The organism is Azospirillum sp. A26, from assembly GCF_042604635.1.
Taxonomy (GTDB): domain Bacteria; phylum Pseudomonadota; class Alphaproteobacteria; order Azospirillales; family Azospirillaceae; genus Azospirillum; species Azospirillum palustre.
The window spans coordinates 147215-169977 of the sequence record NZ_CP170478.1 but is presented as its reverse complement, the minus strand read 5'-3'; the positions used below and the strand labels follow the sequence as shown (position 1 = coordinate 169977).

At 67.5% G+C, this 22763-nt stretch carries 19 protein-coding genes and 1 pseudogene; 11 read left to right on the top strand and 9 right to left on the bottom strand.

The features are described from left to right. Positions 1 to 8 precede the first annotated feature (8 nt). From ABNQ39_RS36765 to ABNQ39_RS36750, 4 genes are all read left to right on the top strand, one after another. Positions 9 to 1208 (top strand): IS256 family transposase, encoded by a 1200-nt coding sequence (locus tag ABNQ39_RS36765; protein ID WP_376967813.1) that lies wholly within the window; start codon positions 9 to 11, stop codon positions 1206 to 1208. Between the two features lie 1053 nt (positions 1209 to 2261). Next, a complete protein-coding gene (locus ABNQ39_RS36760; protein WP_376967810.1) occupies positions 2262 to 3158 on the top strand; it encodes a hypothetical protein in 897 nt (298 codons plus the stop codon). 332 nt (positions 3159 to 3490) lie between these two features. Beyond that, positions 3491 to 3769, top strand: coding sequence for a DUF4167 domain-containing protein (locus ABNQ39_RS36755; RefSeq protein WP_376967808.1), 279 nt, complete (start codon positions 3491 to 3493; stop codon positions 3767 to 3769). 13 nt (positions 3770 to 3782) lie between these two features. Next, positions 3783 to 4166 (top strand): hypothetical protein, encoded by a 384-nt coding sequence (locus tag ABNQ39_RS36750; protein WP_376967805.1) that lies wholly within the window; start codon positions 3783 to 3785, stop codon positions 4164 to 4166. Positions 4167 to 4172: 6 nt separating this feature from the next. Here the strand turns inward: ABNQ39_RS36750 and ABNQ39_RS36745 are convergent, their stop codons facing one another. From ABNQ39_RS36745 to ABNQ39_RS36735, 3 genes are all read right to left on the bottom strand, one after another. Then, positions 4173 to 4544, bottom strand: a complete 372-nt coding sequence (locus ABNQ39_RS36745; protein WP_376967803.1) for an SDR family NAD(P)-dependent oxidoreductase — start codon at positions 4542 to 4544, stop codon at positions 4173 to 4175. Positions 4545 to 5010: 466 nt separating this feature from the next. Next, on the bottom strand, positions 5011 to 6297 hold the full coding sequence (locus ABNQ39_RS36740) for a type II toxin-antitoxin system HipA family toxin (RefSeq protein ID WP_376967800.1): 1287 nt from the start codon (positions 6295 to 6297) through the stop codon (positions 5011 to 5013). Next, a complete protein-coding gene (locus ABNQ39_RS36735; protein ID WP_376967798.1) occupies positions 6294 to 6584 on the bottom strand; it encodes a helix-turn-helix domain-containing protein in 291 nt (96 codons plus the stop codon). Before ABNQ39_RS36735 ends, ABNQ39_RS36740 begins: the two co-directional genes overlap by 4 nt. A gap of 148 nt (positions 6585 to 6732) precedes the next feature. Between ABNQ39_RS36735 and ABNQ39_RS36730 the strand changes: the two are divergent. The 3 genes and pseudogenes from ABNQ39_RS36730 to ABNQ39_RS36720 all read left to right on the top strand — a co-directional run. After that, a pseudogene (locus ABNQ39_RS36730) lies at positions 6733 to 7149 on the top strand (DDE-type integrase/transposase/recombinase); the annotation flags it as partial. A 53-nt stretch (positions 7150 to 7202) separates the two neighbouring features. After that, entirely contained in the window at positions 7203 to 7337 is a 135-nt protein-coding gene (locus ABNQ39_RS36725) for a hypothetical protein (RefSeq protein WP_376967795.1), read from the top strand. Between the two features lie 86 nt (positions 7338 to 7423). Then, entirely contained in the window at positions 7424 to 7894 is a 471-nt protein-coding gene (locus ABNQ39_RS36720; protein ID WP_376967793.1) for a hypothetical protein, read from the top strand. A gap of 237 nt (positions 7895 to 8131) precedes the next feature. Here the strand turns inward: ABNQ39_RS36720 and ABNQ39_RS36715 are convergent, their stop codons facing one another. Continuing rightward, positions 8132 to 9043: a hypothetical protein gene (locus ABNQ39_RS36715; RefSeq protein WP_376967791.1), complete on the bottom strand. Its 912-nt coding sequence runs from the start codon at positions 9041 to 9043 to the stop codon at positions 8132 to 8134. 1121 nt (positions 9044 to 10164) lie between these two features. Here ABNQ39_RS36715 and ABNQ39_RS36710 point away from each other — a divergent pair. Beyond that, on the top strand, positions 10165 to 11334 hold the full coding sequence (locus tag ABNQ39_RS36710; RefSeq protein ID WP_376967789.1) for a hypothetical protein: 1170 nt from the start codon (positions 10165 to 10167) through the stop codon (positions 11332 to 11334). A 128-nt stretch (positions 11335 to 11462) separates the two neighbouring features. On the opposite strand, the gene ABNQ39_RS36705 is transcribed toward ABNQ39_RS36710, so the two are convergent. Continuing rightward, positions 11463 to 12605: a hypothetical protein gene (locus ABNQ39_RS36705; RefSeq protein WP_376967787.1), complete on the bottom strand. Its 1143-nt coding sequence runs from the start codon at positions 12603 to 12605 to the stop codon at positions 11463 to 11465. A gap of 301 nt (positions 12606 to 12906) precedes the next feature. Here ABNQ39_RS36705 and ABNQ39_RS36700 point away from each other — a divergent pair, with 301 nt between their 5' ends. Beyond that, complete coding sequence (locus tag ABNQ39_RS36700; protein WP_376967785.1) at positions 12907 to 14061, top strand: tyrosine-type recombinase/integrase; 1155 nt, start codon at positions 12907 to 12909, stop codon at positions 14059 to 14061. Between the two features lie 86 nt (positions 14062 to 14147). Here ABNQ39_RS36700 and ABNQ39_RS36695 read toward each other — a convergent pair whose 3' ends face one another. The 3 genes from ABNQ39_RS36695 to ABNQ39_RS36685 form a co-directional block, all read right to left on the bottom strand. After that, complete coding sequence (locus ABNQ39_RS36695; RefSeq protein WP_376967783.1) at positions 14148 to 14396, bottom strand: hypothetical protein; 249 nt, start codon at positions 14394 to 14396, stop codon at positions 14148 to 14150. Positions 14397 to 14408: 12 nt separating this feature from the next. Continuing rightward, positions 14409 to 14657, bottom strand: a complete 249-nt coding sequence (locus ABNQ39_RS36690) for a hypothetical protein (protein ID WP_376967781.1) — start codon at positions 14655 to 14657, stop codon at positions 14409 to 14411. Positions 14658 to 14913: 256 nt separating this feature from the next. Next, the gene (locus tag ABNQ39_RS36685; protein ID WP_376967779.1) at positions 14914 to 15273 is read right to left on the bottom strand and encodes a hypothetical protein; all 360 of its coding nucleotides are present in this window, start codon (positions 15271 to 15273) and stop codon (positions 14914 to 14916) included. 441 nt (positions 15274 to 15714) lie between these two features. Between ABNQ39_RS36685 and ABNQ39_RS36680 the strand changes: the two genes are divergently transcribed. Then, positions 15715 to 17262 carry a hypothetical protein gene (locus ABNQ39_RS36680; RefSeq protein ID WP_376967777.1) on the top strand — a complete coding sequence of 516 codons (1548 nt, stop codon included), beginning with the start codon at positions 15715 to 15717 and terminating at the stop codon, positions 17260 to 17262. A 16-nt stretch (positions 17263 to 17278) separates the two neighbouring features. On the opposite strand, the gene ABNQ39_RS36675 is transcribed toward ABNQ39_RS36680, so the two are convergent. Next, the gene (locus ABNQ39_RS36675) at positions 17279 to 21301 is read right to left on the bottom strand and encodes a S24/S26 family peptidase (protein WP_376967775.1); all 4023 of its coding nucleotides are present in this window, start codon (positions 21299 to 21301) and stop codon (positions 17279 to 17281) included. Positions 21302 to 21754: 453 nt separating this feature from the next. On the opposite strand from ABNQ39_RS36675, the gene ABNQ39_RS36670 reads away from it, so the two are divergent. Continuing rightward, on the top strand, positions 21755 to 22564 hold the full coding sequence (locus tag ABNQ39_RS36670; RefSeq protein WP_376967773.1) for an IS5 family transposase: 810 nt from the start codon (positions 21755 to 21757) through the stop codon (positions 22562 to 22564). The last annotated feature ends 199 nt before the right edge of the window (positions 22565 to 22763 follow it).

Below are 22763 nucleotides of genomic sequence, written 5' to 3'. Positions count from 1 at the left end.
AGACCACGATGACCGAGGACAGGATCGCTCTTCAGGAGCTGATTGGGAAGAGTGCTGACGCTGACTTCTTGCGCGAGATGGTCGGCTTCGCCGCCCAGCGCCTGATGGAATTGGAGGTCGAGAACCTGTGCGGCGCCGGCTATGGCGAGCGCAGTGAGGATCGGCAGATCAAGCGCAACGGATACCGAGATCGCACCTGGGAGACCCGCGCCGGCGCCATCGACCTGCGCATCCCTAAGCTGCGGCGCGGTTCCTACTTTCCGGCCTTCCTGGAACCACGGCGCACAGCGGAGAAGGCGCTGATAGCCGTGATCCAGGAGGCCTACGTGCAAGGCATCTCGACGCGCAACGTCGATGATCTGGTCAAGGCGATGGGCATGACCGGCATCTCGAAAAGCCAAGTCAGCCGCCTGTGCCAGGAAATCGACGAGCGCGTGCAGGCGTTCCTGAGCCGTCCATTGGAGGGCGACTGGCCGTTCGTGTGGTTGGACGCAACCTATGTGAAGGTGCGCCAGGACGGCCGCATCGTCTCGCTGGCCGCCATACTGGCCATCGGCGTCAACAGCGATGGCCGGCGCGAGGTGCTGGGGCTCGGGCTGGGGCTGTCGGAAGCCGAGACCTTCTGGACCGAGTTCCTGCGCTCGCTCACCCGCCGGGGCCTGCGCGGGGTGAAACTGGTGATCGCCGACGCGCATCTCGGGCTGAAGGCTGCCGCTTCCAAGGTGCTGGGCGCGACACTCCAGCGGTGCCGGGTTCATTGCATGAGGAATCTGCTGGCCTGCGTCAGCAAGGACCATCAGACGATGGTCGCGGCGACCATCCGCACCGCCTTTGCCCAGGACACCGCGCAGGCAGCGCATGAGCAGTGGCGCCGGGTTGCCGACAGCCTACGGCCACGGTTCTCCAAGCTGGCGGCGCTGATGGACGAGGCAGAGTTCGACGTGCTGGCCTACATGAAGTACCCCAAGGACCTCCGCACCAAATTGCACAGCACGAATCCTCTGGAGTGGCTGAATGGCGAGATCAAACGGCGCACCAACGTCGTTGGTATCTTTCCGGGACAAGCAGAGGTTGAGCGCCTGGTTGGAGCCTTGCTGCTGGAACAGCATGACGAGTGGGCGGTGGCCCGGCGCTACATGACCATGGAAAGCCTAGCCGAGCTGTGCCACCCTCAAATCCCTGACCCGCTGACCATCGCAGCGGAGTAGACCGGCGGCCTCAACCCGCCGAAGAGCACAGAGCCCCCTCAGACACCACGCCTCGGGGCACGATCCAAACTGCTCCTTTTCACCACGGATCTGCGCTGCTCCATTCGGGACGACGAACTCACGCGGCTTGGACAATATCCTGCCGTAAGACCGTGTTGCGTGATTGGGTCCTGGAGTGGAGAGCTGGATGATCTGGACTGAGACCAGCCTCAACGGCGGTTCTATTCCCGGCGAAACCACCCGCGTGGGCTGTTGGACGCTCACGCTATGGCCATCTTGGCGGGGGTGGGGTTGGTCCGCCGCAGCCTCCGGCCGCCGCTTTGTCGATGGGATCGAAGAAACCTGGGACGCGGCGCGTACGGCCGCAGCCGCGGCGGTCCTCGCGCGGGCCCATGCCGACGACCTAAGCGGACATGAGCGTGGGGCGCTGACGGCTCTCGCCCAGCGGCGCGCCTGACAACGACGTCGGGGCCAATGTCGTCCTGGTTGTCGCCGGCACACGGACGCTGTCGGCGTCCGCCGATTGCGCCGTGCTGACAGTGGCCCGCCGGTGTGTCACTTGCGGTACCTGCAGCAAGTTTGGCAGCAGGGGGCTCTGGAAAGCGAGCGGCTGCCTCGGTACCGCGCGCCGGTCTGCGTTCGAACTTGCATGCCGGGCAGGTGTCGCCGGCGGCGAGTATCAGCCGTAGAGATATCGGGCGTGGGGCCGACGGCGCTGCCGCGTCTTCACCATGGTTGGCACGTTCGATGCCGTGGGTGGTGTCGGCGAGCGGCGCTGTATCGTCCCTTCGGACATTGGCAGCAGGCCGCTCCGATAGCTTCAGAGGGCCGCCCCAACGGCTTCGTAGCCGGTCTTCTCTCTGCCGGACGAGTTCGAGCCGTGCGCTGCTGAGGCGATGCGGAGTGGTCCATGTCTCCGTGCTAAGAGTGCAGGCCGTCATCAAAAACACGCGTCGGCGCCGTGCCTACGCGGCAGCGGACCATATACCCCGCCACCACGGCCTCGGCCCGGCAGTCCGCCGCGCCGACCCTGGTGGAGAAGGGGTGCAAGCCATGTCGAAACAGTCTGCCAAAAGGACGGCAGCCGTCGCGATGTACCGCCGCGACCCTGGGATGACGGCCGCGGCGATCAGCCGCGCGCTTACGCTGTCGCCCGGTGTTGTCCGGCAGTATCTGCGCGATGCCGGCTGTTCCCCGGCCCGGCGGTGGTCGCAGCGGGGAATCAGCAAGGGCGAGGTCTTGCGCCTGGACGGCGAGGGACACGGCAGCTCCGCGATCGCGGCGATCATGGGCTCTCCCGAGAGCAGCGTTCGCTCAGTGCTGCGGCGCGCCGGCGTGCGGCCCAAGGTCGTGCATCCGCCGCCGTTGACGGAGGAGCAGGCCCGCGAGGCGCGCCGGCTGCAGCGCGAGGGTTGGTCGGTCCGGCGCATCGCTCAGCGGCTGGGGCGCGGTCATACGGCAATCCGAACCGCGCTCCGCCGCTGGCGGGTTCCGCGCGTTCCCCGGCAGTGGCTGACGCCGGCGGACAAGGCCCGCGTTCTGGACCTGGCAAACAGCGGGCACACGATCGTGGCGATCATGGCCTGGACGGGGCGCTCGGAGCATGCCATTCGGCGCGTGCTCCGGCGGGCGGGCGTTCAGCGGGGGCGGCCGCGGCTGGACCGGAGCCGCATCGTCGCTCTGCTCACGGCGGGTTGCCGCATCGGCGCAATCGTCGCCGAAACGGGGTGCGCGCCAGGCTCAGTCTACCGCATTTCGCTCCAGGAGGGCGTCGGCACCGCCGGGGTTGCGCTTCGGGCCGAGGAACTACTGCTCGCCGGACGGTCCATCCCGGACATTGCGTTCCTTCTCGATGAGGAGGAAGCGAAGGTCCGCCGCCTGTTGAAGGCGCGGATTCATCACCGTCGTCGGCGTGACGAAGGCGGGCGAAGATCGGCGCGTGACTCTTGATGAACGCCCTCCGACCAGACCAGATGCCCCTTGGAGCCGAACCGAAGCGTCCCAATGCAAGGGGGCACTACATGAAAGTGTGCTAATTGTCCGGGATGCAAGGTTGCGATGCGAACGTGGGCGTGGCTGCCGGTTGGTGGCTCAGTCGCTGATGACGAGAGGGGCGGTTTGGCCATCTCGCCAGCGCCGCTTCGGCTACGGACCACTGGCCCGGCCGGTCGGTCGCGCCCCCGGTGTCGGTCCGCGCGTCGGCAGATGTCAGCATCACCGCCGCGTCAGAAAATTTTCGCGCATCGTAGCGATGCACGGCGTAGACTCTGCCGGGTTACAGGATGACGCTTCACTCTCCAAGGAAGTCGGTAAGCTCCATGCCACCCTCGAGGCCCCGCGTACCAGTGCCGCGACCGAATTTCAACAAACCTCGTCCAACCACTGTCGCTTCGGCCGGAGTTCGACCATTACCCGCCCGTGTGAACGGATCAGCTCTTCAGAAACAGTCTCAGTGGCTCGCCCGCGCGGCCGATGCCGAACGCACCGGAGATGGCGTGGAGGCTGAACTGTGTCGGCAATATGCTGAGCATTGGTTCCGCGTATCGCGGGGAGAGGATTGAGGGAGATGAACCGGTGAGCGACACCACCTTGACGTCGCGGGAGCGGGCTCTGATCCGCACCGAATTCATGGTGCGCTTTGGGCAGGCACCACGGCTGGAGAGCGGCATTCTGGTGAAGCGGTGGGCCACCGGGCCGAACAAGGGTCAGCCGAAGCCGGGAACGGTCATTCAGGGGATGCTGGACCGTGGGCTGCTGGAGTTGCGGGATGACGGTAGCCATTGGCTGCGGGCTCGGTTTACCGAGGCTGGCCTCGCTGCCTTACGGCATATGGCCGAGGATGCACGCGCGCTGCCACCAAGCGAATACCAGCATGTTTTGGACGAACTCGGAAGCGGGCGACGGGCAGATCACAACGACGCATCGCCGGCCACCCCAGGTTCGATATCTATCGCGTAAAGGAGGTTAAGCGCCGCCAAGCCTACGTCCACCTCGTGTTCCTACATCCCGGACAATCTGTACATTTTCGTGTAGTGCCCCCAGGAACAGCCGCGCGGTCTGCAGCGCCCCGACGAAATTGACCGAGAACTGCTCGTGGATGGCCTGTTCGTCGCTGTCGGCGAAGGAGACCACCTTGGCGACGCTGGCGTTCGGCACCACCACGTCCACCCCGCCGAAGCGCTTAACCGTCGCCGTGACCAGACGTTCGAGGTCGGCGCGCACGGTGACATCGCCGGGCACGGCAAGCACTTGTTCCGGAGCCCTAACGGCGAGATCCTGAAAAGCTTTGGCGTTGCGGGCGAAGACGGCGACCTTGCCGTCCAGAAGCTTCGCCATGAGGGGCCCCCTGTTCGAAATCGAGATCGGGAGCCGTGTGGATTCCGATGTCGGAAGCATCGAAGAAACCGGGTTTGTGAGTCTTGACCGCGGTCAGCTAAGGGAGCGTGGGCAGCCCTGCCGGTGGGAAACCCCAAGATGCTCAGGGCGTGGCGGCAGACCACGGACGACGCGTTCGACGGGATATACCCCGTGAAGGCGCTCCGTGCCGGCCGCGCCACCGCCGCCTCACCACGAACTCTGTGTCTCCCGATTGGGCGAATGGACTGCGTTTGCAGTGCGTTCGCATTACGGATTCGCAATCGGATCAACGCCCTGCTGCTGGCTGAACAGCGAGTTGGCGCACCGTCAGATCGGCGCCCGCGGTTCTTGCGCGGGTCATCCCGGACTTCGCGGTTGCGGCTTCGCCCGCGCGGGGCCCCGGCCGTCCCCGCCGGTGCCCCCGTACCGGCCCAGCCCAGCGGTCTCACCGTGGATGCTCGTTCTCGGCGTCTTCCTCGACGTGGGTGAGGAGCCGCAAGACGGTCCGGCAGCGAGCCTCGATCGCCGCGGCGAACTCGCCCAGCAGCGGGTGGTCCCCGCCCGGCATCGCCCTGACCGCTGCGACCGCCTCGGGCAGCTCACGCCGGACCCGTTCCGCGACCGTCTCGATCCGCCGCAGGATCATTGTGCGGTTGAAGCCGCACTCGTCGGCCATGCGCTGCCAATGGTGGCCCTTGAGATGATCGCCGCGATCCTTGCCGGCGATTGTCTGCGACAGGTTCTTCGTGACGTTCTCCCACGCGGCCGCGCACATGAGGTCGTAGAGCGGGGCCAGCGAGAACCCCCGGCCCGTCAGCAGGATACTGTAGTTCTTGGCGTGGGCGTCGGTGTTGCAGATCAGCACGTTGAAGACTATGGCGTCGAGCAGCCGCATGCGGTCGGCCGCCGTCAGGTGGTCGTCCACCACCTTGAACATGTCCACGAGCCGCGGCCCTTTGATGCCCGAGCGGTTGCGCTCGTACTTCGCCCCAGGCGGCTTGCCGAGCGCTTGGCAGAAGTCCTCCTGGTGGACGCGCAGCCAGCGCCCGTCCCGCTGCACCCGGTCGTAGCGGGTCACCAGAAGGTAGCTCCGCTCTCCCGCCTTGCCCGTCGTCACCGCCGCCGTCTTCAGGTCGCAACGGTGGGAAAGCGTCATGCAGAGGGCCTCGTTCTGCACGCTGCCCCACAGCCGTCGGCGGGCGTCGGGCTTCAGGATGTGTGTGGACGGCGCCCCGTTGACCGGAATCGCCATTCGTCCGTCCGCCATGAAGGCGACGGGCAGCTTCTCTTGGGCGCCGGCCAGCGACATCGACACGCCGTCGTCGCCCGCCAGGAAGGGCTTGGCTGGCAGCTCCTCGATGATCTTCTCAAGCTCGGTCTCGCCGTCGATCGGACGGTAATTGGGAGCCTCCCCCGCGCGGAGACGTCCGATGGTCAGCGCTCCCGCCGTGTCGCGGCCGATCCGCTCAAGGATGCCGATGACGTCCTGCGGCGAGACGCCGAGGTTCCGTCCGACGGCAAGCAGATTGGCGTCCTCGGGCAGCAGGTTGGCCAGCCACGGCATCAGGACCTTCGGGCCGAAGGGCCCCCCGCCAAGCGGCATCCCCAGCGATACCGGGAACGCCCCCCGCGTGTTTTGCCAGCGGATGTCGTAGGCGAAGGACGGCCCCTCTTCGGCGAGGGTGATAGTGCCAACGACGAGATGTTCGTAATGGACGGGAAGCGTACTCACGCCTCGTCTCCCAGGTCGGGGAGGTCTGGATAGGCATCGCCGGGGCCGAGGTCGGACAGTGTATCGGCAGACGGAACAGGGGCTTGGTCGGTCAACCGGATGCCGACGCCCCTGGCAACGGCGAGGGCCTTGCCGAGCTGGCACGTCGGCTTGCCGCTTTCGAGATCGACGATGAACCGCTCCCCGACGTTGACCGCCAGCGCGAGGTCGCGCTGGGTTATGCCGAGGGCCTGCCGCCGCGAGCGGACGAGGCTGCCGAAGCGGCCGGGTGTGTCGATAAATTCCATGGCATGCACCGTTCTTCCCGCTCGGGAAGATGATGCCTCCTCTCTCCTGGGTCAAGGCGATATCTTACCGAGCGGGAAGGAATGCTTGGTTTGACAGGGTCGGGGACAGAAAACTTCCCGCTCGGGAAGCTCGGCGCGGTTTCACCGGGGCCAATACAGGGACCTGTGGAGGGGCGTCGATGATGAGAGCGAGGTGCTGGAGGTTTTCATCCAACGCCGAAGGGACAAGGCTGCCGCCGGCAAGCTGATGCGTACGCTGCTCAAGAAGCAGGGCTTTGCCCCGGCCCGGGTTTCCGCCGACAAGCTGCGCTTCTATGGGGCCGCGTTTTGTGAGATCGGCCTGATGACGCACCATGAACAAGGCCGGCGCCAGAACAACCGGGCCGAAGTCTCGCACCAGCCGCTCCGGCGACGCGCAAGGAAGATGCAGCGCTTCAAGTCTCCAGGCTCAGCCCAGCGCTTCGTCTCTCTGCACGCCGCCGTCAACAACACCTCCACCCCTCAGCGCCACCTGGTTCCCCGCCGCATACTGCGCACCGTCCGGGCGCAGGCCATGGCCGCCTAGCAATTCGCGATCGTGGCCGCGTACGGTCGGCACCGCCGGGGCAGCTCGGTCGCGTGGCTCAGGATGACCTCGAACACGATCACGGCGGGCTGACGGCGCAGGGCGAAGCCGAGCTCCCGAACGCACTGCTCGCGATGGGATTGATCTGCAGCCGCGTGCTGCCGATGGCCGAAATTTTTTCGTGCTGACACGCCGCCGCAACGCGTTGACCGGGGCGCCTAAGAGGGGCGGGTGGTACCTTCGTCTTGGGGGGAATGTCTGGGAGTATCAACACATGGGCGCTGAGACGAAGCTCCGCGAGTTCCTCGCACTGATCGATCCTTCCAAGATGCCGGGTCAGCGCCGTCCGGGTCTGCCGTTCCCGACCGCCTTTCTGTTCGGCAAGGGCCGTTTCTGGACGCCGGCGCCGCTGCCGCCCGACATCCCCTTCGGCACGCGGAAGATGTGCTTCCAGAACGCCTTCCAGCTGATGATGTCCAACCCGCGTCGCTACTGTTATGCGGAGGGCTACGCCCTGGAGAAGGACGGTGGCGTCCCCCTCGAGCACGCGTGGTGCGTGACGGAGTCCGGGACGGTGGTCGACCCCACGTGGCGGACGCCCGAACGGACCGCCTACTTCGGTGTCGCGCTTGATGCATCGGTGACCTGCCGCGTGCTGGCAGCGACTGAGACGTACGGTGTGCTTGATTACGCGACGTGGCGGGTTGCCGGACCGATTCTGCATGAGTCAGTCATGTCGGTTTAGGCGCGGATCGGCTGAGGGATGGGCGCCGGCTCGGTTCGGAGCGGCGCCCATCGCTGGTCGGTCTCTTTATCGGCGGACTGGCGCCGCGTGGGTCCTGGCCGACAACGGGGCCTTTGTCGGGAGTGGCACCTTAAAAATAGACCAGAACAAGAACCCATAGAACAGAGCGCATACAGATCATGCGCACGCACGGCGGGCGCGCAGATTGTACCGGCAGTCGCACAATCCGGTCTCGCCCTACCGCTTCTTCAGCATCGCCTGGACGCGCCCGACGACCCGGTTGGTGTCGGCGAGCAAGGCGGCGAGCGTCGTGTAATCCACCTCCAGGCGGTCGAGGCGGGCGGGTACCGCCGGGGCGGCGGCGGCGATTCGGTCGTAGCCAGCGGCTCCGGCACCACGATCTTTGGTGGACGGCCCCGCCGCTGTCCGTAGCGGCGCGGTTCGGCGGTTTCGCCGCGGATGCCCTCGGTGCCGGGCAGGCCGTAGAGGCGGTGCGAGCCGCGTCCGGTCACCTCGACGGCAGCGCCGCAGGCCACCAGCTCCTCCATCATCAGCCCGGCACCACGCAGCGAGCAGCCAAGCAGGCTGGCCAGCCGGGCAGGGGCGTGGCGGCGAGAAGATCGACGGCGGCCGGCAGGCGGCTGTTGGAGCGGCGCGAACCGATGGCGGGCGGGCACTGCGCCAAGTGTGCTCGAGGCGGCGCAGGATGGCGAGGCCATCCGCGGCCTCGTGCTCCAGGCTATAGGTGAAGGCCAGCGTCCAGCCGTCCGCGTCCGTCGGGCTGTCCGGGCGCAGGGTGTCGGCACCGGCGAGGATGGGCAGCAGGGCGCGGGTCACGCCGGTGGCCTGCAGCGCGGCGCGCACGGCGCCGCGCGGGCGGTCGGCGACGAGCCACGCCCGCATCGCCTGGGCGAGCGCCGGCAGGCGGGCGCCGGGGGTGGGCTGCGTTAACGACCACAGCGCGTCCTCCGCGAGGCGCCGGTGCTCCGGGACGTCGGTGGTGGCAATGAGTTCCCGCTCCGGGCGGCGGTCATCGAACCATTCAGACGCAGGGCGTGCTTCAGGGCTTCGAGATCGGCGCCGAGGCGCTGCAGATCGACGCGGGCCATCCAGCCTGAGCGGTGCCAAGCGGTGCGAAGGCACCAGCATTCGCAATGCATTGGCACCCTGGAATCTACGTTGTTCCAAAGACTTAGGTGGAAGGCGCGCTGCAGGGCGCGTCCGCATCGGCATGATGCGTCGTGCCTGCCCCGTTCAAGGCACCCCAGATCCCCGTACATGTCACCCCGTCGGCGACTGTCCCTCCGCACACGCGATCCCGTAACCCCGTACTTTCCACCCCAACACCCCGTTTCCGTCCAGGGCTGGTGCGGGGTTCAGGCTCTCCGGAATCTTAGAACAAGATATACAGGGGAACACGGGAACGAAGTTCCCGCCCGGCGGGGGCGCGGACCGAAATGCCCTGCTTGCAGTCCGGTCCGCACCCGTATTCAGGCAGAGGCACCCGGCCTATGAGCGCCGCCTCGTCCGCCACCCTGGCCGGCGCAGCGGGAAGCTCTTGACACGTCCTCATCCGTCCGGTCGGCAGTGCGGCATCGCACGCTAGGAACACCCAGTGGTGGGCCTCCTGGAAGGACTGGGGCCCCTTCCCCGAGCGTTGACACTGTTGCCGTCGCCTTGCCGCCTTGCGCTGGGCGTCGTCCGGCTGAACAGCGCTATCGGTTCGCCTTGCGAATGTCGGCGCCGTATCGAGGTTCGGTCCCGCTGGATGCCTGCTATAGCCCTGCGGCATGATCTTCGCCCAGCACCTCGAAGCTATCGCCCCAGCCATAGTCGGACATCGGATCAGATGGAGCAGCATCGTGAACCGCGTCGTCCGCTCCACCAACGTGCCGATCAGCGCCCGATCGATCCCTCAACGCGGATCGTCATGATGTTGATCCAGCGCAGAAGGGCCTTCGTCGGCCCAGTCTGCCCGCTGCGTCCGTCCGCGGCACGCAGGATGGGGATGCTCGTGCCTGAGCGTCGGCTCGGGAGGGCGCGACCGGGAACCGGCACGTCGGGCCCGAGCGAACTCCGAACGGAGCGCCCCATCCCACCGGTCTGGTGCAACGCCTGATCCCCACTGACGTGGCGGGGCCGTCCGGCAAAATTGTTGCGGAATCGACTGGTCGTGGGCTTGCCTCGCAAAATTCGGACCATATCCGCCGGGGCCACCGCCTCGCCCCGGTATCCCGCCGGCCGCGACGCGTGGCTGCGCAGGGGATTTCATGACTATTCTCGGTTCCCGCGATGCTGCCGCGGCGTCGCCCGTGCTGGCCAGCAGCCTGCCGAAGCACATTGGCCGCAACGGCGGACCGGTGGCGCGGCTCAGCGCCCGCCTGCTGGCGAACCCGCCCTGGTATGATCAGCCGCTTGTGGACCGCGCTCTGACCGCCCTTGACATGGTCGCGCGGGCGTCCGCCATCCGTCCGGGGTTTCTGCACGCTGTTGCTGGGCTGATGCGCACGCACGACGGGGCGAAGTTTTCCGACCTCGTGAAGGCGCTGCGGAACGCCGGGCCGGCGCACGGCTTGACCAAGGGCGCGGCCGAGCAGGAGGGCAGGGCGCTGGTCATGGCGTTGGGAGTGCTTCAGGCTCTCAAGCGGCGCGCGCAGACGGCCCTGCGGCCGGGCCATGCTCTGCCGGCCGGCACGCCGACTGACCGTTTGCAGGCCCGCCGGATCCAGCGGGTGAAAGAGGTGGCGCGAGCGCTGTTCCGCAGCGCAGCGCACGGCACCTCCTGCGAGGTCTGGCTGACGGATGACCCTGCGGCGGTTGGTTTCACCGTAAGCTTTGGCCGGGTCTACCCGTACGGTGGCCGGTACAAGAGCTATGCCGCGCCCAGCTCATCGTGGACCATCACGGTTCCCCAGCGTTGGCTCTCGCGGGTGGACCGTCGAGAACTCGCGGTCGTGGACGGTCTCATGACCCTCGATGCCCAGCCGTTGCTGTCTCCGGTATCCGGCGTAGAGGTTTACGCGGCGACGTGGGCGGCGCAGGCGCGCGGGCTGGATGTGAGGGTCGAGCGCGGCGTCATCGCCCGGCAGGGTGCAGTCTCCTATCACGGGCCGGATGTCGCCCGGGCCGTTGCCGGACTGACGCGCAAGATGAGCCTGACGGTCCGCCGTTCCCTGTCGCCGGACGAGCGTGCCGAACGGCGTCTGCGGCGTCTTGCAACCTTTGCCCGGCGTTTTGGCGACGAGCCGGTGACCCTGCACGACAGTGAAGCCGTCGGCAATTGCTCGTACGGCACCCGGAGCTGGTGCTGCGGGGTGGGCATCGATCCGGAAGCCGGTGCGACGACGCTGGCACGCGTGATTGAGGGCTATCGCGAGCGGCCGCAGGACGAAGCCTGGGCGGTGGTGCTGCACGTCGTGAATCGCTGCCGGTTGCGCTGAGTCCGACCTCAGGCCCTCGCGCCACTGGTCGGCGAGGGCCCTTCTCTTCACGCGAACACGGACGGAACGGTCGTACCAGTCGGTGACCGCGATCGACGGCTTCACCGTCCACCCCGTCCACTCCCGTTCTACCGCCTCTTCAGCATCGCCTGGACGCGTTCGACGACCCGGTTGGTGTCGGCGAGCAAGGCGTCGAGCGCCGTGTAATCCACCTCCAGGCGCTCGAGGCGGGCGGGCATGGGTGGTGACGGCGGCGGCGGTTCGGTCGCGGCCAGCGGTGCCGGCACCACGATCTTCGGCGGACGGCCGCGCCGCTGTCCGTAGCGGCGCGGCCCGGCGGTTTCGCCGCGGATGCCCTCGGTGCCGGACAGCCCGTACAGGCGGTGGCTGCCGCGGCCGGTGACCTCGACGGCGGCCCCGCAGGCCACCAGCTCCTCCATCATCAGGCCGGCACCGCGGACGGTGCAGCCGAGCAGGCTGGCCAGCCGGGTGGGGCCGAGCAGCGGCGTGGCGGCGAGCAGATCGACGGCGGCGAGCAGGCGGCTGTTGGAACGGCGCGGCCCGATGGCGGCGCGGGCACCACGCCAGGCGTGTTCGAGCCGGCGCAGGATGGCGAGACCATCCATGGCTTCGCGCTCGAGGCTGCGGGCGAAGGCCAGCACCCAGCCGTCCGCGTCCGTCGGGCTGTCCGGGCGCAGGGTGTCGGCGCCGGCGAGAACCGGCAGCAGGGCCTTCGTCACGCCGGTGGCCTGCAGTGCCGCCGGCAGGGCGGCGCGCACGGCGCCGCGCGGGCGGTCTTCGACGATCCATGCCCGCATCGCCCGCGCCAGCGCCGGCAGGCGGGCGCCTGGGCTCGACTGCGTCAGCGTCCACAGCGCGTCCTCGGCGAGGCGCCGGTGCTCCGGGGCCTCGGTGGTCTCGTCAAGCTCCCGCGCCGGGCGGCGGTCGGCGGCGGCGAGCATCAGACCATAGAGGCGCAGGGCATGGGAGAGTGCGTCGAGGTCGGCGCCCCGTTCGTGCGGGACCGCGGTGTCCGGCGCGCGCAGGCGCAGCCCTTCGAGGAAGGCGGCGAGGCGCTGCGGGTCGACGCGGTGGCCGTCGAGGCCGGCGTGGGCGCGCACCGCCTCCAGGCGTACCCAATGCTGCCAGGCGGGGAGCAGCGGATGACCGTCGAGGGTGGCGTCGAGGCGGGCGACGGCCAGGGCGGCGCGCTCAAGGGCGGCGGCGCGGGCGGCGGGATCGGTCTTTTCGAGGGTGGAAAACTCCAGCACGATCAATCCTTTCAGCACAGCCCTACAAACCCATGTGGAAGCAAACTAACAGAATACTTCATGTCGGTGAATTCCCTATGAACGGGTCCGGGGCGCCGCGGGCGGGGCGGCGGGCCGGCGCCCGGAACGCCCGGAAATCCGCGGATTTGCCGGCGCTGCGCCCGTCCGGCGGGCCGCGGGCGGCCTGGACGCTGCGGCGTTGGCGCCGACGCTGGCGGATTGCGTCCGACAAGCATGGTTGTCGGGCTTGAAAAAAGAATGGAATGAGCCGTATCTTCTTCCTAAAGGAGAAGCCGACCCGATGCCGCCCAGCCCGCCCGCCGATCACCCCGCCGACCGCGCGGCCGACCTCGTCCGTTCCGTCGCCGTGACCGCCGCCCCTGACGACACCGGCGTGGTGATCACGTCGAAGATCATCGACACCCTCCTCCTGCCCGGTGCGCACACGCCCGAGCAGATCGTTGAGATCACCCGGCTGGCCAAGGCTGCGGCGCGCACCGTCGCCGCCCGCTACAGCCGCAACACCGAACGCGCCTACCGTGCCGCCTGGGCCGCCTACCAAGCTTGGGCCATCAGCCTCGGCCTGCCGCCGCTCGGCGCCGACCCGCGGGTGGTCGGCATGTACCTCGCCAAAGCCTCCGAAACCCGCGCCCTGCCCACGCTCAAGGTCCACCTCTCGGCCATCCTGCTCGCCCATCGCCTTGCCGGCCGCTCGCTCGACGCCAAACACCCCCTGATCGCCGACCAGCTCGCCGGCGTCGCCGCCCTGCAGGCGCGGCGCAAGGTCAAGCAGGCGGCGCCGATCCTGCCGGATCTGCTCAGGCGGCTCGTCGCCGCCCAGCCCGACAGCGCCGCCGGCCGGCGCAACGCCCTGCTGCTGCTGCTCGGCTTCGGCGCCGCCACCCGGCGCAGCGAACTGGTTGGGCTGGACGTCGGGGACGTCGTCGTCGTGCCGGGCCGCGGCCTCGAGGTGACCATCCGCGGCGGCAAGACCAAGCGCGGCCGCACCGCGGCAATCTGGGCCGCCGACGACCCGGCGGTGTGTCCGGTGGGGGCGCTGCGCCGCTGGCGCGCCGTCTACACCGTGGAGGATGCGGACGCGCCTTTGTTCGTGTCGGTGGGGAAGGGCGGGGCGTTCGGCGGCCGGCTCTCCGACCGCAGCGTGGACCGGGTGGTGCGCGAGACCAGCCAGGCCATCGGCGAAACCGACGCCGATCTGATCCGCTGGACCCAGGGGCCGGAGGTGGCGCAACGCCTGGGCAGCCGCTTCTCCGCCCACTCCTTGCGCAGCGGCTTCGCCACCGCCGCCGCCGAGGAGGAGGCGTCGCTCAAAAAAATCATGGAGCAGACCGGGCACCAGAGCAGCGACGTCGCGCTGAAGTACATCCGCCACGCCGACCGATGGCGCGACAATCCGACCGAGCGCCTCTTCCGCAAAAAGGCCGAACCGGGCTGACCGTGGGAGGCTGCAAAACGTGGAGCGATAGACGGCAGGATTTTCCTTTGAAATCAAGCACCTGTTCTGGCGAGAACTATCTGCACTCAGGCCCGCACGCGGAGGCCAAGGTGTCGCAGTACTGCGAGCGGAATCGGGCGCCGGCCAGCTTCCCAGTCGGCGATTTTGCGGCGATCGTAGGTGGTGCCGAGGTCAGCGTTCAAGCCGGCCGCTAACGCCTCCATGGTCATGTTGTTGTTGATCTCGCGAATGACGTGCAGCGCAGCGCCATCACGCCGGCGCTGCTCCACGACCTGCTCGGGCGTCAGTCCCCTTTCCCTGGCGAGTGTGGCCATCAAATACCCGCCTTACGACTGCGGCTGATGCCGCCTCAGGCGGATGTCCTCCAACTGCAGGCCGCGATCCACCGGGTTACCGTCGCGATCGAGCAGGGTGCAGCGCAAGTCGCCGGCGTCGTCCTCCTCAACAACCACGCCAGTGTCGCCATCGGCCGTCCAGTAGCGATCTTCGGCACCGTCGGTGACGTCGAATTTGAAGCCGCGGTCGGCTAGGTGCTTGGCGATATCAGTGCCGCTCTTGTCGTTCTGATACAGCATCGCGTGGTCTCCCTTCATCCAGTTGGCGGCCGATGGCCGCGTTGTTGACGCGCTGATTATAGAATGTCCCCTTCAAGGGGACAAGGCTTCAGCGGCGCCGTTCAATAAACATGTTCGGCTGCGCCACATCCGCTTTGCCGACCGCTGGCGCGACAACTCCACGGAGTGTCTCTTCCGCGAGTCGGCACACGGATTGAACGCGCCCGTCACCAGGGACTTGGCCCCGCTCAGGAGAGAGCGGAGTCCCGTCTCGGCGTCACACCACCTCGTAGGCGCCCACGTAGAGATAGCCCTGGCTGCCCATGGCCGAGGCCATCGCGCGCAGGCGCGGGTTGACCGAGTGCTCCAGGGTGTACAGCTCGCGGCCGTGGGGGTTGATCCAGATCTGACCACACAGGGTCTTCAGCCAAGCGGTCACCTCGTTGTCCAGGAACGCCTGGAAGTCGGGGCTGAACGGGGTGTCGGGCGGGAAGAACGACTTGCGGTCGTAAAAGAACTCCAGCCTCTGGCGACCGTAGTGGCCCTCCAGAATGGCGCGCAGGCCAAAGGCGCCGCGAATCGACGTGTTGTCGGGCGGCGGCAAGCCGAACCAGTGGTCCTTCGGAGCAAAAAGCATCGCGTCTCCTGTGGTCGGCCGGGGGTTGGGGCCGGCGTCGCGCTGGGATATGGCTCGGCCTTGGGCCGGGGAAGGCCTTTCGGGAAACTTTCTGCAAATGCGTTCGGTTTCGCGCGCCGGGCTGGGGTAGCAGGTCCCGTCAAGGGCGTGGAGGGCGTTGTTCGCTGTCGCGATCGTACGCCACCAGTCCGCATCGGTGCCGCCGGTGCCGCCAATCAGAATGATCTATCAGCGGGAGCAGTCCGCGGCATCGGCACCGGGACGCTAGCGTGAAGATCGGGACCGCTCACGCAACCAGGACCTATATGCGGCGCCGCGCCTGGGGGTACATCGGTCCGCGGACGGTATATCCGTTATTGGCGAGTGCATATCGACTCTGCAACCAGTGCCGGGTAAAGTGCGCCGCGGTTTCCCGACGGACGACAGAACACGATGACTAGCATGAATGTGATCGAGCGTGATCCGGTGGCGCACGGGACCACGCACCCCATCACCTCGGTTGCCGAGCACACGGTGTTCCTGTTGTACCCGTTCCAATGCCGCAAACGGGATTGGCCGGTGACACCAACTGCCACGCTCGGTTCCCTGGCGGGAGCGGGATGGCTCCCTGCAGTCGGTGAGTGCCTGCGGGAAACCGAGACCCGGCCGCTCTGGCTGCGCAAGAGCTGGCCGGTCGGCGATCTCTACCACAAGGCCAGCCAGCAGCTGGGTGCAGGAGACGAACCGGACGGCGTCTGGACCCTCGACTCCCAGCGGCACGTCCAGCAATGGCTGAGCGGTCCATCAGGATCGACACTAGTTCTGCAACTGCCGCTGTCTGTGACCGCACAGGGACGGCTGCAGCGTTGTGGCCTGCAACCGACCGATGCGTTGTCGATAACATTCGGCAGTGTTCGCCTCGTGCCCTTCCGCACCGGACAGGGACTGCTGATCGTCGAGATCCGTCTGGCGGGCGGGCAGGAGCTTCCGGCGCCTCTGCTGGTCGAAGCGATCACCGCGCTGTGTCACGACCGCGGCCTGCGCTGGCGGCTGAAGGACGGCAAGGAGGTTTCCACGCGCGCCGGCAATCCTACCTTCCGCCTTGCCGAGCAGCTGACCAACTTGATCGGCGACGTCGCTGCCGAACCGCTCCAGGGTCGGCGCCTGTTCAGCTACACGTATGCGGCGTTCGACCAGCGGCTTGCCGACGCCGAGCGGCAGATGTTGCAGGCGCAGCTCGCCCGCAAGTTCACCGACGATTACCGCTTGGCCGATCCTCGTGCAGGGCTGCACGAGGTGCGGGTCTTCGACACAGTGACCCATGCCGCTTCTGTGGAGGGATGCGTCACACTCGTCGAACGCATCCCCGCCGAGGGGGCGAAGGAGCCCCCCAACTTCCTGTCGACCTTCCGCAGCGAGGCTCTCGAACGGCGCTACCTGCCGATCGCCGCCATCAATCTGCACGCCCGCGAGGCATTGCTGGCGCTCACCCACAGCAGCGGCTTTTGGCCGAACATGGCGCAACCCGCCGCCGAGGACATTGAGCGTCTGCACCGGCTGCGCGAGGACATCCTGGCCTTCCGGCTGGGCTGCCGCCTATCGCGCATCAGCCCGATCGGTATGCACAACGCCTTCCACGAGGCTCTGGGTGACGCCTTCGGCCTGGAGCCCCTGCTCGCTGATGTGAACCAGGATGCCCTGGAGATCGGCGCCTACTTAGAGGAGCGTGCCGCAAGCATTGCTGCGGATGCGGCACAGCGGAACGCCCGCCCTTGGCGGTGGATCCCGCGCATGGTGTCCGCGGCACTGGTTGTCATCACGCTGGTGACGTTCGGCAAGCTGTTGCTCGAGGCGCTCCACCACGATCACACGGAATGGGCACGCTGGGCTCTGCTGGGGGTGAGCTTCGCAGCGGGCCTTGTCACCTTGCTGAAGGGCGATCTCGACGCCCATACGGCGAAGCATGCCGCCGGGGACAACGTGCTGCACCAGAACCTCGGGGGACACTGACCGGCTTCAGGCCGGATCAGGACTGGCGGGAAAACCAGTAGCCGAGGATCGGCCGGATCGAGTCGGCGCGGGGAACGGCGGCGAAGCCGTCGGGAACGTCGTCGCCGAAGCGGATCACGGCACCGTTCCCCTGAATACCCAAATTGTCCAGAACCCAGACGCGCCCCTTCGCGTCCAGCGGCTTTTCGCCCAGCCGCTTGACGAGGCGGCGGCCACCCTTCAGGCGGACGGCCACCGGGCTGCCGGCCAGCGCGGACACGCCGGCGGGATCGCCCACCCTGGGACCCACCAGGACGCTGTCCCCCTTGTGCAGCAGCGGTTCGGCACTGTCACCTTGGTCGATCACCACCGTCCCCTCGACGTCGGCGAAGCGCGGACACGCGTCCAGCGGCTCCAGCGCCTTTCCGGCGTTGGCACGGGCGCCGCGGAACAGGATGCCGACGACCGGGTGGCATTCGTTGACGTCGGTATCGAACTCGCGAGCGTATCCGGTGTCGTGATCGCCGACGAGGATTACGGTCCCTGGCCGCCCCTGCACCGGCTTCAGCCAGCCGGCCTCTGCCTGTTTGCGCGCTCCGTCCCACACCAGCGCAAGTCCTCCGGACGCCAAGGCCTTGCAGTCGACGATCAGCACGTCACCGGCCTGAAACAGCCGCGGCATCCAAGTGAGCGCCTTGCCGACCCCGAACAGCTGATGCTGCCCATCGACGAGCGACACCCCGATGTCGGAGCCGACACCATCGCCGTCGTCGACCTCGGCGCCGCCCTCGGCGGCGGCGCGGCCGATCTGGTACAGGCTCAGCGGCCGGCAGGGCCGCTCCGGGAACGGTACGATGTCGGCATCCGGCGCGGCAGGGGCGAGCTGGAGTGACAGCGTTCCCTGGGACAGCGCCTCGTCGAGCACGCCGCGGCATTGCTCGAAACTGTGCAGAAGGGGATCGAGGTACTTGCCCACTTGCTTGGCATGCGTATGGCCGAGGTCCTCGGCGGGGTAGTGGTGAGCCCAGCGGATGGCTTCGCTGAAGACCTGATCCTTCAGCGCCTGATGCTTCATGAGCGCCGAGAACGCAGGGTTGGAGTACGGGCCGCCGCGCCCGATCAGTCTTTGCAGCTTGAGCATCAGCGGCTGCATGGTCTCGCTGCCGGCGACGACGGCGGGGCTCGGCCAGATCAGGTCCCGCAGCCCCTGCTCGATCATGATGCGCGCCTCGTCGCAGAAGGCGCGGATGCGAGTGGGATCATGATCGCTACGCTGCCAGTCTTCGTGGACCAACTCGATGTGCAGCTGGTGACGGCGGATGCGTGCGCACCCTTCGCCCGTGGAGCGGGGCAGGATCTGAAGGAACTCGACTCCCTTACCCTTCGCCTGCCGGAACAGGCTGCCGGCGAAGTGCTGGTCGTAGGTGGTGATGAGCGGCCGGAAGTCGTGCTCGGGCAGGGTGCCCAGGGCTCTGGCGACGCGGCGCTGGTTGTGTTCGTCGAACAGCGTCTGCGGATCGTCGAGCAGCAGGAGCGACACGCCGCCGTCGTCGTCCCGGATGCGCTTGATCAGCGCGAGGGTGAAGGCGAACAGGTGGGTGCGCAGGCCCGAGCTGTTGACCAGATCCCGGCCGTCGCCGGTGACGCCGTCGCGCCGGACCTGCACCCGCATGCCATCGCCATCGAGACGCGTTCCCGCCAGGGTCGGTGCCGTGGCACTGACCGGAAGGTACAGCCGCTCGGTCCAGGCCTGGGTCTGCGCGTCGAGTTCATCGACGAGCGTCTTCACCTGGGTTTCGATCCTTTCTCCAAAATTCACCAGTTCGCGGATCGCCGGTACCGCGGCGGCGGCAAGGGCGATCCAGGCCCGCTGCTTACCCCACTCCGTTCTATGGTCGCGCAGCGTCTTCAGCGTCCGCCGCGCGCTGTCCACCGGACCATCCTCTCCCAGCGCCTTGTCGAGCGCATCGAAACGGGCGGGCAGGTAGCCCACCTGCTGCCCTTCGCCGGACCCGCTGCTGAACAGGGCGGTGCGGATCCCGTCCAGCTGCGCGCCGGCCTCCAGGCACCAGGCGGCATCCGCCAGCGTGGTGAGGATCTGACGGATCACCTTGCCGAGCGCCCCGTCCCGCAACGCCTCGGGCAGCTCCACGGCGTCGGCCGTCCCGGCGTCCGGCAGGTCGGCGGCTAGGCGGATGAACTCCGCAGCCAAATCCTCCTGCAAAGGCGCAAGGTCGCCGGACAGGTGCACCTGCGCAGACTTCGTGCAGCCGCGACGCAATGCCTCCCAGGGCCGGACACGGACGTCCAGCGCCGCGCCCAGTACCGGTGCAAGGCCGGACCGGAGTCTGTTCGCCAGCGCCTTGTCGCAAGCCTCGACGTCCAGGTGGCCGGCCGCCGCGTCGTGCTCCGCCCGCGCCAACGCATCCCGGACCGGCAGGCCGAGCGTTTTGTCGGTCCTGCCGTCGAGGTCGGCTTGGCACACCGGGCAGGCGCAGGGCGGCCAGCCATCCTTGGGGGGATTGGCTTGGCGCCATTCATCGATGACCACGTACAGGCGGCGGCGGGCCGCCTCGTCGGGGTGCGTCGCCAGGTCAGCGAAGGCATGGGCATCCCGCACAGCCTCGATGACGAGCGCGCGGGCGGCTTCGATCATGGACGCATCGACGGCGCTCAACGTCTTCAGCGCCTTGAAGTCCGCCCAGGCCTCGACCGTCCCGGGCGCGAGCGTCGTCCGCGCCGCCAGCACCGCCTTCCTGAGCGTGGACAGATTGGCTTCGGCGACATCCAGGCCGGTGGCGCTGCGGATGGTGGCCCGCAACTCGGCATCCCGGCGGTTCAATTCGGCATCCAGCGCCGCCAGTGCGGCGTCGCAGGCCTTTCCCTCGTCAGCATCGTCCGGTGCCGGTGGAAGCGCATCGGCTGGCAGCGGCGTGCCGAGGCTGAAGTAGCCCGGCAGTTTGGCCGCTTCCTCCGTGAATGCGGTGACGGTCCTGGCCATCTCCTTGCGCGCGGCGTCTGGAATGGCTTTCTCCAGCCGTGGCAACACCGAACGCTGGCAGCGCCGGCCCAGGTTCTCGAAGGGCTGCAGGCCGGTGAGGACCTTTACCGCGTTTACCAGGGCGTTGGGCCCGTCGAGGCGCAGGAAGGGTAGGCGCGCCATCATCAGCCCGATTGCCTCCAGCGAGGCCGCCGACACGCCCAACGTCTGCGCAACGGACTCGACTGCCTGCACGGAACCCGTGTCGGGATTTATGCGCTCGACGCGCGGGACGTAGGTTCCCCGTTGCAGGACGAGGCGGCGGCGGATGCGGCACCGCGCGGTGCCGTCGCGGCGCACCAAATCGAGTGTGACCGCGGTGGCGACGAGCGGCGCCTTGTCGGCGAGCCATTGCAGTTCCTGGCGTCCGGGGACCGGAACGATCACGGGCAGGCCGATGGTTCGTTCGGCGGCATCACCGGTCTCATCGGGCGATTCGGCCTCAGGGGTATCCGGTTCGACGGCATAGTCGTTGACCTTGGGTTCACAGGGTTCAGCCAACGAGCGCGGGATCTGTCCGGTCAGGCACCACGCCACCGCCCTCGCGAGCTGGCTCTTGCCCACGCCGTTGCGGCCCTGGAGCAGCGTGCGCGGTTCCTTGAGCGGCAACATGATGGCAGGAGGCGGTTTGCCCCCCTCCACGCAATGCGCGTGCAGCCCGCCGAACTGCTCGATTTCCAGCGCCACGACGTCCCATAGCACCGCCTCCGACCGTCCGGCCTCCGGCATCGGGACATCCGGCAGGTCCGCTTCGAGCGCGGCGATCAGCTCCTCGCCTTCACTTGGGCGCAGATTCCGGACTTGGTTCTTCCACAGGTCCAGACGCTTGGCATCGAAATAGAAGTGCAGGGCCTTGCGCGCTGCTTCCCCCAGCGTGACAGTGTGCCTGCCGGAGAGTTCCAGGCAGCCTCCGGCGACGAGCACCTGGACCGCTTGGTCGAACGTCAGGCCTGCCAGTGCGTAGCTGCGAACACGGGGAGGTTGATCCTCTCTCGCAGAAACCTCGTCCAGGTCATCCAACGGAGGCTCTCCCTTCCAAGCTGTACCTTAACTGTGTGTTATCAGCACGCGGATCGGGCAGCAAGAGCGACATGGCAGGCGCAAGCGTGCATGTGGCATAGAACCTGCTCTTACAGAAAAATCGGATCTTCGTCCGGCCTCAGTCGCGCGGCGAGTTCTTGCAGGAACTTTCGAGCATTGGCCAGACAGCCAGCCCCGGACTCGGCCGGCGTAATGGGACCAATGCCGTTGACCTCGCCCGACCACGCGCAAATCGGCTGACGCTCAGAGCTTGTTCGTGACGGGCTCGTCCTGACCGGTGCTGGGCGGGATGCTACTCTAAGATGAACAGGGGTGTTGCGCCAGGTGGCCCATCTGGTAGGGCTGTGAGCGTCGTCAACAGCCTCGGGTCAGCAGTCTATGGGCAGCGCCGTTCGTCCCGCAAGCACCACGCCGGCGTCCTGGGACGCGTTCTTGAATGTCGATGCCTTTGTGGATGAGGTGCTGACGGAGTTGACAACCATGGCGGCGGAGAGGACGCGGACAACGCGATCCGGCTCGAAGCCAGCGCTTGCCGGCGCCACCTTGCGCAAGGCGATCATGGCGGTGTGGTGCGTGTGCTTCTGCGGCATGCAATGGCGGGCCATCGGCCAGCTCTCCGGCATCCCCTTCGGCACACTGTACACTCTGTTTGCGCGCTGGACCCGATTGGGGCTATGGCGCCGTTTGCTCGACCGGCTACGCCGCACTTGGCGGCTGGCCTGCGGCGATACGGCCGAGCCGAGCACGGTGGTGATCGACAGCCGAACCTGCCCTTCGGCCCCGAGCTGCTTCGCGCGGGGCGTGGACGGCGGCAAGAAGATCCGCGGCGTGAAGGTCCATATTGCCGTCGAGAAGTACGGCATTCCGCTGGCGATCGATGCAGCGCCGGCCAACGTGCACGACACCAAGGGCATCGTCCCGGTCCTGCGGGAGATCGCCGGCCGCGGCTTCCAGGGCCCAGCCATTGGTGACCTCCGCTATCGCGGCCAGCGCCTGGCCAAAGCCGGGGAGGCGCTTGGCATCACCATTCAGCCGATCGCCCGAGGGCGCGACGGCGTGTTCATTCCCACCGAAATCGCCTGGGTCGTGGAGCGCTCGTTTGGATGGCTGAGCCGCTATCGACGATTGAACACCATTGTCGAGCGGACGAAGGAGCACCTCGTCGCTTTCATCGAGATCGCCTTCATCTCGATCCTCTCACGTCGCCTGAAGCGGCTCGTCACCCAGACAGCCCCCGCATGACATCCACAAACAGCCACTCAGAGCACGTCGAATCCGTCGGCGTTGGTCTTGGCCGGAGTGGGTGCGTCGGTGGTCATCCTTCCGTGATATTTCTCCTAGGGAATTGCCGCGGCGCATCACGCAGGTTCAATAATCCAAGTCACGAAGATGTCTGCCTTTTGCCGCCATGTGTGCCGATCCCCAGGAGATAATTCGAATA

Excerpts from the sequence above, each read along its gene's own strand:
- ABNQ39_RS36710 (WP_376967789.1), top strand. The coding sequence starts at position 10,165 with ATGACTATTCTCGGTTCCCGCGATGCTGCCGCGGCGTCGCCCGTGCTG.
- ABNQ39_RS36765 (WP_376967813.1), top strand. The coding sequence starts at position 9 with ATGACCGAGGACAGGATCGCTCTTCAGGAGCTGATTGGGAAGAGTGCT.
- ABNQ39_RS36695 (WP_376967783.1), bottom strand. The coding sequence starts at position 14,396 with ATGGCCACACTCGCCAGGGAAAGGGGACTGACGCCCGAGCAGGTCGTG.
- ABNQ39_RS36735 (WP_376967798.1), bottom strand. The coding sequence starts at position 6,584 with ATGGAATTTATCGACACACCCGGCCGCTTCGGCAGCCTCGTCCGCTCG.
- ABNQ39_RS36760 (WP_376967810.1), top strand. The coding sequence starts at position 2,262 with ATGTCGAAACAGTCTGCCAAAAGGACGGCAGCCGTCGCGATGTACCGC.
- ABNQ39_RS36720 (WP_376967793.1), top strand. The coding sequence starts at position 7,424 with ATGGGCGCTGAGACGAAGCTCCGCGAGTTCCTCGCACTGATCGATCCT.
- ABNQ39_RS36755 (WP_376967808.1), top strand. The coding sequence starts at position 3,491 with ATGACGCTTCACTCTCCAAGGAAGTCGGTAAGCTCCATGCCACCCTCG.
- ABNQ39_RS36700 (WP_376967785.1), top strand. The coding sequence starts at position 12,907 with ATGCCGCCCAGCCCGCCCGCCGATCACCCCGCCGACCGCGCGGCCGAC.
- ABNQ39_RS36745 (WP_376967803.1), bottom strand. The coding sequence starts at position 4,544 with ATGGCGAAGCTTCTGGACGGCAAGGTCGCCGTCTTCGCCCGCAACGCC.
- ABNQ39_RS36685 (WP_376967779.1), bottom strand. The coding sequence starts at position 15,273 with ATGCTTTTTGCTCCGAAGGACCACTGGTTCGGCTTGCCGCCGCCCGAC.
- ABNQ39_RS36715 (WP_376967791.1), bottom strand. The coding sequence starts at position 9,043 with ATGCTGGTGCCTTCGCACCGCTTGGCACCGCTCAGGCTGGATGGCCCG.
- ABNQ39_RS36680 (WP_376967777.1), top strand. The coding sequence starts at position 15,715 with ATGAATGTGATCGAGCGTGATCCGGTGGCGCACGGGACCACGCACCCC.
- ABNQ39_RS36690 (WP_376967781.1), bottom strand. The coding sequence starts at position 14,657 with ATGCTGTATCAGAACGACAAGAGCGGCACTGATATCGCCAAGCACCTA.